General features: G+C 57.6%; 9 protein-coding genes and 2 pseudogenes. 7 read left to right on the top strand and 4 right to left on the bottom strand.

Annotated features, from left to right (window positions below; genetic code table 11):
- Nucleotides 1-464 precede the first annotated feature (464 nt).
- Both CHB90_RS24775 and CHB90_RS24770 read left to right on the top strand, forming a co-directional pair.
- Nucleotides 465-818 (top strand): CidA/LrgA family protein, encoded by a 354-nt coding sequence (locus CHB90_RS24775; RefSeq protein WP_089280394.1) that lies wholly within the window; start codon nt 465-467, stop codon nt 816-818.
- Nucleotides 815-1,531: an LrgB family protein gene (locus CHB90_RS24770; RefSeq protein ID WP_089280393.1), complete on the top strand. Its 717-nt coding sequence runs from the start codon at nt 815-817 to the stop codon at nt 1,529-1,531. Before CHB90_RS24775 ends, CHB90_RS24770 begins: the two co-directional genes overlap by 4 nt.
- Nucleotides 1,532-1,776: 245 nt before the next feature.
- Here CHB90_RS24770 and CHB90_RS24765 read toward each other — a convergent pair whose 3' ends face one another.
- Nucleotides 1,777-2,661, bottom strand: a complete 885-nt coding sequence (locus CHB90_RS24765) for a LysR family transcriptional regulator (RefSeq protein ID WP_089280392.1) — start codon at nt 2,659-2,661, stop codon at nt 1,777-1,779.
- Nucleotides 2,662-2,789: 128 nt separating this feature from the next.
- On the opposite strand from CHB90_RS24765, the gene CHB90_RS24760 reads away from it, so the two are divergent.
- The 5 genes and pseudogenes from CHB90_RS24760 to CHB90_RS24740 all read left to right on the top strand — a co-directional run bounded on the left by CHB90_RS24760 (nt 2,790) and on the right by CHB90_RS24740 (nt 6,891).
- Entirely contained in the window at nt 2,790-3,269 is a 480-nt protein-coding gene (locus CHB90_RS24760; RefSeq protein WP_089280391.1) for an ester cyclase, read from the top strand.
- A gap of 47 nt (nt 3,270-3,316) precedes the next feature.
- The gene (locus CHB90_RS24755) at nt 3,317-3,880 is read left to right on the top strand and encodes a nuclear transport factor 2 family protein (RefSeq protein ID WP_170941183.1); all 564 of its coding nucleotides are present in this window, start codon (nt 3,317-3,319) and stop codon (nt 3,878-3,880) included.
- A gap of 37 nt (nt 3,881-3,917) precedes the next feature.
- The gene (locus tag CHB90_RS24750; protein ID WP_089280389.1) at nt 3,918-4,466 is read left to right on the top strand and encodes a luciferase domain-containing protein; all 549 of its coding nucleotides are present in this window, start codon (nt 3,918-3,920) and stop codon (nt 4,464-4,466) included.
- Nucleotides 4,467-4,648: 182 nt separating this feature from the next.
- A pseudogene (locus CHB90_RS24745) lies at nt 4,649-5,600 on the top strand (tyrosine-type recombinase/integrase).
- Nucleotides 5,601-5,606: 6 nt separating this feature from the next.
- Nucleotides 5,607-6,891: pseudogene (locus tag CHB90_RS24740) on the top strand (IS91 family transposase).
- 573 nt (nt 6,892-7,464) lie between these two features.
- On the opposite strand, the gene CHB90_RS26380 reads toward CHB90_RS24740, so the two are convergent.
- The 3 genes from CHB90_RS26380 to CHB90_RS24725 all read right to left on the bottom strand — a co-directional run.
- A complete protein-coding gene (locus tag CHB90_RS26380) occupies nt 7,465-8,148 on the bottom strand; it encodes a DUF6639 family protein (RefSeq protein WP_141135971.1) in 684 nt (227 codons plus the stop codon).
- Nucleotides 8,149-8,614: 466 nt separating this feature from the next.
- Nucleotides 8,615-9,109, bottom strand: a complete 495-nt coding sequence (locus tag CHB90_RS24730; protein WP_281256142.1) for a mannitol dehydrogenase family protein — start codon at nt 9,107-9,109, stop codon at nt 8,615-8,617.
- A gap of 52 nt (nt 9,110-9,161) precedes the next feature.
- On the bottom strand, nt 9,162-9,469 hold a 308-nt coding region (locus CHB90_RS24725; RefSeq protein ID WP_141135970.1), incomplete at its 5' end, for a transposase.

Genomic DNA, 9,469 nt, shown 5'->3' with positions numbered 1-9,469 from the left:
TGAAGTGGCTTCCCTGGATGCCAAAAGGAATCCACCCTGGCCAAGGCCGCTTTCGCGCAACCCTTTGATGTTGAGTCAGAAATTCGAGACAATCGCCTGGGGTGGCTTCCAGGTGGATTCCCCGGTGAAAAAGCCAGTCGCTAGAAAAGTTCCGCGCTCAGCCCCCCCGTATACGGATCAAGCCAGGGAGGAACCATCGGAGGGGGGGCCGAGCAACTTGATCGGCCCCGAGCCGCCTTTGGTCATTCTATCTGATGCCGCATCGCAGCTTCCCCAAAGTAGTCTTTCGGAATGAATTTCAGCGGCTTAGTTCGAGCCCGCGGCCACCGTTGGACTGATCGTTCCGGACAACTCTTACGCGGGGGCGTCGTTCTCTTGCCGCCTCTGAGAAGAACTTTTCCAATGGTCCTGAAAATTGTTTAGCGTCAGAATGGCGTAGATCATCATTTGAGGATAGAAACCATATGCTTCAAACGCTTGGACTTCTCTTGGGCTGCCAGCTGATGGGAGAAATAACTGTGCGGGGCTTTGGCCTCTCGATACCGGGCCCGGTTTTGGGTCTTGTCCTGCTCTTGCTGTTGCTCGGGGTGATACCCACACTTGCTGAACGGCTCAGGCCGACCACCGCGATCATCCTGGCGAACCTGTCTTTCCTGTTCGTACCGGCGGGTGTGGGTGTGATCGGCAACTTCGCGGTTTTGTCCCAAGACGGGATTGCACTGCTGGTCATCTTGACCCTTTCGACGGTACTCTCGATGCTGGCTGCAGTGGGAACGTTCATCGGCGTTCGCCACGTAACCGAACGCTGGACGGCATGACCGACGTCGCAAGCCTCTGGAGTTATCTGGCAACCACCCCGCTGATCTGGCTCACGACCACGATCCTCTCCTATCTGGTCGCAGACGGGGTGGCGCGGTGGCTAGGCAACCCGCCCTGGGCCAATCCCGTTCTGATGTCGGTGCTCCTGATCGCCCCCGTGCTCTGGCTGACACAGACAGATTACACGACCTATTTCGAGGGCGCCCAATTCATCCATTTCCTGCTCGGTCCCGCGACGGTGGCATTGGCTTTGCCGCTTTGGGACAATCGCGACACAATCCGGACCTCGGTCGCGCCGATCCTTCTGGCGTTGGTTGCAGGCTCGCTCGTCGCGGCAGGATCGGCCATTCTGCTGGCACGTGCCTTCGGCCTGCCGATGGAGGTCCTGCTGTCCCTAGCGCCAAAGTCGACCACCGCGCCCGTGGCCCTCGGCATCTCTGAAGCGATCGGAGGGATTCCGGCGCTGACCGCCGTGTTGGTCATTCTGACGGGGATCATCGGGGCTGTGACGGTGACGCCCTTAATGAATATGCTGCGGATCACAGACTGGCGCGCGCGCGGGTTTGCCGTCGGTGTCGCCGCCCATGGAATCGGCACGGCCCGCGCTTTTCAGGTAAATCCGGTGGCCGGGGCCTATGCCGGCATCGCAATGGCACTAAACGCTCTGCTGACAAGCCTGATCGTACCGCAGTTGGTGCGCTGGCTAGTTTGAAAGTGGTCCAACTCAGTCCTCCGGAGGAGCACGGCTTGCCGTCAGGGTGCCTGGCAAACGGCTGCCATCTGGAGAACCGCGCGCATCAGAAAACCTTCACCTTTGCGGACGTTCGCTTCTTGGCTGAGCGCTGCGGTGCAGTTTCACCAGACCGGACATTCGTCCATCGTGCAGCATTTTCGAAGGCTGGAGGTCGGCGGAGCGGGGCGAAGTGTGAATTCGCTGCGCTTACGCCATCGGCAGCCTTAAGACCTTTGCTGGGTTAAAGCATCCAACAACAGATGAACAAGGCCATGCTTTGGGGCATTGGCGGGCCAGACAGCGAAGACTTCGATCGCGTTCAACTCCCAGTCGGGGAGGACATCCTGCATGAGTCCAGAGGCCAAATCGGCATCCGCCAGAAAGTCTGGAACGATGGCAAGCCCAGCGCCTGCACGGGCCAGCCGGTAGAGAGCCTGCGCGTCATTGGCAAGGACCTGGGGTTTCGGCCTGATGCTTTCCCGGTTTTCGCCGGCTTTGCTGAATGCAATGGGCGCGCTGTGCACCGGCGTGAGTGCCAGCCAATCCCAGCCAACAAGGTCTTTGGGATCAGCAGGAACCGGTTGCGACATGAGGTATTCAGCGGAGCCGACCAACTTGCGCTTGACCGAAAACAGTTTGCGCGAAGTCGCGGAGTTTTTTGCCTTCGGCCCCATACGGATCGCAATATCGAAGCCGTCGTCGATGAGCGCACGTCGTGTGTCCGAGAAGTCCAGAAGCAATTTGATCCGAGGGTATGCCTTGGAAAAGGCCGCGATCTGCTCTGTGAAATGCGAGTGTGACAGAACGGATGGAATAGTGACGCGAAGCTCACCGCTTGGCGCAGTTGCGGAAACCGACAGATCAGCCAACTCGCCTTCGACGGCCTCCAGCATCTTGTGCGTTGCAGCCAGAAGCCTGTGGCCCTCGGGCGTCAGAGTCAGCTTTCGGGTCGAGCGATAAATCAACGCGACGCCAAGGCTCTCCTCAAGCTGCGAGATGTGGTGACTGACGACCGAGGGCGACAACCGCAGCTCCCGCGCAGCACCACGGAATGATCCGTGGTCAATTGTCTTTGCGAAGATTGCCATCTGGCGCAGTCGATCAATCATAGTGACGGATATCCGAACAGTTAATTCTATCTATCCTATCTTATGCGGGGATCAGGATTTGTCCATCTTGGTAGCAGAAGGCACGCAGAACTCGCGACGCCGTCAATGACCGACCAGGAGATACATCCATGAACGCTTTCCAAAGAACTCTCGCAGTGGCCTTGCTTGGCCTGACAGCCATCGCAACCAGTGCCGCCGCAGACGACATGGCGACCGTGCAAACCTTCTACGATCTGCTCAGCAATCCCGGCTCCGAAACCCACGCGGCGGCGTTCCTTGGCGCGACGTCCGAGAGCTGGAAAAGTGTTGGCGACTACTCCGGCGAAGACAAGGGTCGCGACGGGTTTGTCGGACAGATGGGGTTCTTCAGCCAACTCATTCCTGATCTCGACTGGTCCGTGCAGGCGATGCATCAGGACGGTGATTTCGTCACCGTGCGCAGCCGCGCGACAGGAACTCCGACAGGCCCGTTTTTCGGCGTGGATGGTGGAGGGCGCAGCTTCGACATCCTGACCATCGACATCCATGAGCTTGAGGATGGCATCATCGTTCGGACCTACCATGTGGAAGATTGGGCCGGTGCGTTGCAGCAACTGCGGGGAAAATAGTCGGCGTTGGGGAACCATCGTTGCAACCCAAAATTGGAGTTATGGAAATGAAAAAACTAATTGCATGTCTGGCCGTTGTAGCGGCTCAGCCTGTTCTGGCCGACACACAACCCGCCGATTATGCGCAGGCCCGTGCGGAAATTGTCAATCACGTCGCCTGTTTCCCGCATGGAATCGACAAAATCGCCACCGGCGATGTCGAGGGCGGCATGGCAATATGGAATGAATGCTGGGGCGAAAACCTGCAATCGACCCTCAATTTCGTGGGGGGATCAATGGTATGCCCAGGCGCGGAATGTACCTTTTTGACCGAAGAACAAAAGAGTTTCACCGGGCCGGCAATGCGCGGGGCGCTCGCTCGGAACGGCCTCGGTGCACGGGGCTTCACACATACGCATCATCAACTCGATACGTTGGACGTCACCTTTACGAGCCCCGAGATGGCCACGGTTGCAGGAAAGATCACCGCGACACATTTCAGCGACCACCAAGGGCCAGAGATTCATTTCGTTCACTGGACCGGTGAGGTGGCAAAGACTGAAAATGGCTGGCGCATCGTTGCCGAAGACCTGAGAACTGCCGGTCACAGCGTCCTTCCAAAACCGGAATAAGAACCAAGGCTGCGGCCAAAACGGATAGGAGTTTAGTATGACGTTCTTGCCAAGTAGGCTCAGAATTCTGGCCGCGGCCTCCCTTTTCACCTCGGTCATCCCGGCATTCGCTCAAGATACTGCGTTCCCGATGCGCGATGGTGCGCGGCCGGAGACGACGAGCGGCGTGCCGCATGTCCAGATTGGCATTCAGCCGGTCCCGGACCTGTCGGAAGAAATGCTGCGTCAGGTCGCCGACTTTCCCGGAGTCGTTCTTGGGGCGACCCGCGTATCACTCCCCGGTGCCGTCGGGTTTCAACTGACGGGCGACGTCCCGATCGCACAACCGCAGGCTATCGTTGGTGGCCGGGAGTTTGCGCATCTTCACCCCGACGGCAGCCTACATGCCTCATTACATCCGGACACGGCCCGTGCAGCGGTGGAGGCCGGTTGGGCCGTCGCTCATCCTTGGGCCAGTCAGCGCGCGGGTTGGGAGGGGTTCGTAATGATCTATACCCCAATCACCGAAGCCGAATTGGCTGTGGTGCTTCAATTGGTGCGAGGGTCGTACACCTACATCACTGGCGAGGCGTTGCCCGAAACGTAGCGATCGCAGCCATTGGTGCAAAGTGCAGCACAGGTCCAATTGGACCCAAGCACTAAATCGCTTCGCGATAGGGGCGCTTGTTGCTGGTGTTGCGCTGAGCTGGGATTTATTTCGCGATTTGAGGTGTTGGGTGTGTGGTGTTGACCGAGGTGATTTTGCCTCGATTGACAGAGGGTTTTCCCATGAACATTCAGCATTCCACACCAATGACGCCCCTTCGTGTTCGCATGATCGCGGATATGTCAGGGCGCAATCTCGGCCCTGCATCCCAGACCAGTCACTTGCGTGCATGCAAGCGGTTTGCGGCCTGGCTCGGGCGGTCACCAGAGACGGCGACGCCTGATGATGTGAAGTATTTCCAGCAGTATCTGATCGAGAGCGGCACCAGCATCTGCACGCGCAACCAGACCATGACCGGCGTTAAATTCCTGCTCCGTGTGACCCTGAGACGTCATGATCTCGTGGCTGAGATTTTTCACCTTAAAGAGCCGGTAAAGATACCGCTGGTTCTCAGCAAGAAGGAGATCAAGCGCATCTTGGCCATGGCCCCCAGCCTTAAGGCACGGGTGATGTTGTCGCTGGCCTATGGCTGCGGGATGCGCGCAGGCGAAGTCGTACGGCTCAAGGTTGGCGATATCGACAGCGCTCAGGAGATCATCCGGATTGTGCAATCGAAGGGGCGCAAGGATCGCAACGTCATGCTGCCTGTCGATATTCTGAGCCTTCTGCGCGACTGGTGGAAAGAGCGACCGACCGGTCAGGACAAGGATGTACCAGATCCCGAGCGGGTCCTCTTCCCCGGCTATCGGGGCAAACACCTCTCGGCCCGGCAAATATCACGATTGTTCAAACAGACTGCGCAGGAGGCTGGGATCACCAAACCTGTCACGTTGCACAGTTTGCGCCATTCTTTCGCGACCCATCTTCTGGAAAGCGGCGTCGATATCCGCGTCATTTATTACCCGGCAGTCGCTGCTTGCAGCGATGAGAGGGCAGGCGCTTCTGGGCCATGCCAAACTGACGACCACGGCACGCTATGCCAGCGTGGCCACCGGCATGATCGCGGCGGTGGACAGCCCCCTAGATGATCTGAATGGAGCCAAGTGGAAGAAGGGCAAGCCTAAGCCTTCATAGGCCACCATGCCCGGTCCATCACTGGAGGTCGCGGATATCTTCCGCGCCCATGGTGCTGCCCGTTGCCCGGCAACACATGTTTGCATGTGTGAGAGGGGGGCGTGCGGTAAACGCAGGGCACATCAGCCTCGATCAGATGAAGGTGATGAGCGCCATCGAGCGTTGCAGAACAGCAGCGCTTGGTGGACATGTCGCGCGGTGCGTCGACTGCGCACACGAGCACATCGCCTACAATTCCTGTCGCAATCGCCACTGCCCTAAATGTCAGGCTGGTGCGGCGAAGGCATGGTTGGTAGCACGTGAGGCTGAGCTGTTGCCGGTGCGGTACTTCCATCTTGTCTTCACCCTGCCCAAACAGATCGCCAACATCGCGCACCAAAATAAACGCGAGATCTACAATCTACTGATGCGGGCCAGCGCGGACACCGTGATCAAGATCACCGCCGATCCCAAGCACCTTGGTGCCCGGGCTGGCATAATTTCTGTCCTCCACATCTGGGGTTCCGCCATGACCCACCATCTATTACCCGGCAATGGTTTGCCTGCAAACCATGAGAGGGCCCACGTCCACATGATCGTCCCGGGTGGTGGTTTGTCTGTAGACAGCACAAAGTGGATCGCCTGCCGCAAGAACTTCTTCCTGTCCGTCCGGGTTCTGTCGCGCCTTTACCGGCGGCTCATTCTGGAAGGGCTGACCAAGCTGCATAAGGCTGGGAAACTGCACTTCTTCGGTGAACATGTAGAACTCATTGACCGTAATGCCTTCGACGATTTCCTCAAACCACTGCACCAAATCGACTGGGTCGTGTATGCCAAAGAACCCTTCGCAGGACCAAAGGCCGTGCTGGCATACCTGTCGCGTTACACGCACCGGATCGCGATATCCAACAGTCGCCTGATCCGCTTTGATGAGAACAGCGTCACCTTCAAGGTCAAGGATTACCGCCTTAAAGGCGCAGGCCGCCACACCACCATGACGCTGGCTACGGGAGAGTTCATCCGCAGGTTCCTGCTCCATGTTCTGCCAAGAGGTCAACACCGCATCCGACATTATGGGTTCTTCGGAAACGGCAACCGTGCGGCCAATATCGCCAGGATCAGGCAACTGCTCGGGGCCAAAACGCCAGATCACCAGCACATCGATGACACCAACACCGACGATGCCGATCAGCCGCCTCGCGTTCTCGCGCTGCCATGCCCGTGCTGCGGCGGCCAGCTGATTATCGTCGAGACAATCGCACCAGCACAGCACCCCAGAGCACCGCCAGACCCAAAAAGGGCCGCAGCATGACGCGCGCGCCACACATCACGAACAACACCCTCAGCCGCAGGCGGTGTCACCTGCGAACCCATCATGATGCGCCGATCCAGCTGCCGACGTGGCAAGCGTGGATGACGCCAACAAAATCCCGCGCAAATCGCGCAAATACTGACAAACCCGACCCCGCGCTTGACCCAATGGGCTCCCCTCAACGGGTCTGGCAGATCAGGCTCAAAGCACCCGCAACACGCAAATCCCCATAGCAACAGACGGCACACCCAGACCAACCCCGCGATTTCCCGCTTGAGCGCTTCTCCGACGCCAGGCAACGATCCGAGTCACCCAAACGTCCGCGCGTGGCGTCCGAGAAACCTGAACCGAACCGGACTTGTGGCAGCGCAGAGGCCAGCGCTAAGTACGCCGTCGCTTCGGACGGCCCTAACCGGCCGTTGCCTGATGCTCCGGGCGCCACAGTGCGCCTTCATCAGACCGGCCATTCGCCGCTGCTGCACAATCAAGACACATGCGAATTCACACTGTGCGGGACCAAGCGGACATCGCACGGTAGGTGTCGATAGTGTCATCCTGAACTGTGCGATGGGCCTAATTGGACTCCCGATACAGGCTCGCGTGGCCAGAAACGAGTTGGCCGATGAAGGCACATCCGTTTTCCGAAGCACTGAAATGTGCCCAAACGGCCTTAGCGAATAAATCCGGCGCCGCCAGAGCAATGAAGTCGTTCAGGTATGAAACATCCTTATCCTTGATATCACCAAGCAAGCGATCAACCGCACCAGGCTCTTGCGCATCGAGCCAGCTCAACTGAATTGCATAGGCCGTGTATTCGTGGTCCACGAGGCACAGCGCTCTTTGCTCGGCGGTTTGCTTGAGAAACCCGTGACTCAGTTCATGCACGACAAGGCTTTCAAAGAGCTTCTCAGCCGACATCCGGCCCATAAAGGTCTCTGCTGATACTATGTCTGTCAGTGTGCCCGGGTCGCTGACGCGGATCGTTTCGGTCTTGGGGTCGTACGTACCCATGCACCCATGTATCAGCGAAGTGCCATGATCGCCGACCTGCAGTACGATGGGCGACGACTGATACAGGTGACACGCGTTCAGTAACGGACGGGCACGTTCCACAACTGAGCAGACACGAAGAGACAACGCTCTGTCCGCTGACTCAATTGCAACCTCGCCATCTGCACATAACAGCGTCTCTGCGACAGTTCCTTCACAAGGAAACGTTGCCAGTGCCGCCGCTGCCAGAAAAGTTGAAAAATTCATCCGGCGTAATCTCTCGCAAATTCTTCTGGATCGAATGAGAAGACACGGTCAAACAAATTGCAAGCTCCGCAGTGTCGCGGCTCACGCGAAAATGTGAGATGTCTGTAGAGGGTTCACACCCACTTCCTGTACTGTAGCGCGTCCATATAGATTGGCCATCGCTTGCCCAACATGAACGGCCCTAAGCTGCCATCCAACGGTGGTCTTGAATGCTGCGGTGCGGCCCGTCGAACCAGACGTTCGTGCATTATGCAGCATTTTTGCTGGCTGAAACGTCGGTGTGCGGACCTTGCCGCCGCTCGCTTCTCTCTAAGGAATGACTGCTCGCAGCCCGACGCGGCCAGTCACCTAAAGGTCAAAATCCAATGGCAGCACCTACGGCGATGGTGGGAAGCGGATTTACGTAGGGCTACCTGCGGCCAGTCTTAAGCCCAAAAATGTTGAATTGTGTTGCAGCCGCAAAAAATCATCCGTCGTTACCACACTCTGCTTCGATAACCTGATGCGGTGTCTTAACTGATAGTTCTTCTAAGGCACCAAGGACCTCTCGCCGCCACGCGGTCGATGCGACAAGCCTCTTTGGCAATAGCGCAGGTATTTTCTCGAATTTGGATAGGATCTGATCCGGCGTATCGCTTTGTGCCGCAGATCTTAACAGTTCCGCGCGCGGATCAATTAGCTCATGATCAGTGGCCTGTTGTGCGCTTCCTCGACAGAACCAAACCCAAAGCGCCGTCGCGAAAGCAAATGCGCGAACAGATTGATTGGAATTGATTGCATCAACCGCAGGGGCAAATATCCTCTGGGGCATCTTTTCGGACCCATCGGCCGCGATCTGAAAAGTTTCATGCGCGATATTGGGATTGCGGAAGCGCTCGATCAGATCGGCGCAATAACTCGGCAAATCGATGTCGGGCATAGACGGCAAAGTCGCGGTGGCCGCTTCAAGGTGTCTGCGCACGATGTTCTCGAGACCGGGATCGAGCTATGCCCGAAAGTTGGTGATGGCGTAATCAGGCGGCTTGGTTAAGTTGTTTGATCCCGTCTTTGAATGCAATCCCCTGGATGATCTCTGGCATGCGGTTTGCTCCGTCGAGTTTGCGCCATTTCGTCTGCGCTGACATCATCAGCTTGAACGCCATGGCAAGGCCGGTTTTACGGCTGAGACAACCCTTGGTTTTGCCTGTGCGATGTCGGACGGTGGCGAAGGTGCTTTCAATTGGGTTCGTCGTTCGGACATGTTTCCAGTGCTCGGCTGGGAAGTCATAGAATGCCAAGAGAACGTCGCGGTCTTTGGTCAGTTTCCCCACGGCTTTGTCGT

The sequence above is a fragment of the Antarctobacter heliothermus genome (assembly GCF_900188425.1).
GTDB classification, from domain to species: Bacteria; Pseudomonadota; Alphaproteobacteria; order Rhodobacterales; family Rhodobacteraceae; genus Antarctobacter; species Antarctobacter heliothermus.
Note: the sequence above shows the minus strand (reverse complement) of the source record. Positions and strands in the feature narration are given on the sequence as shown.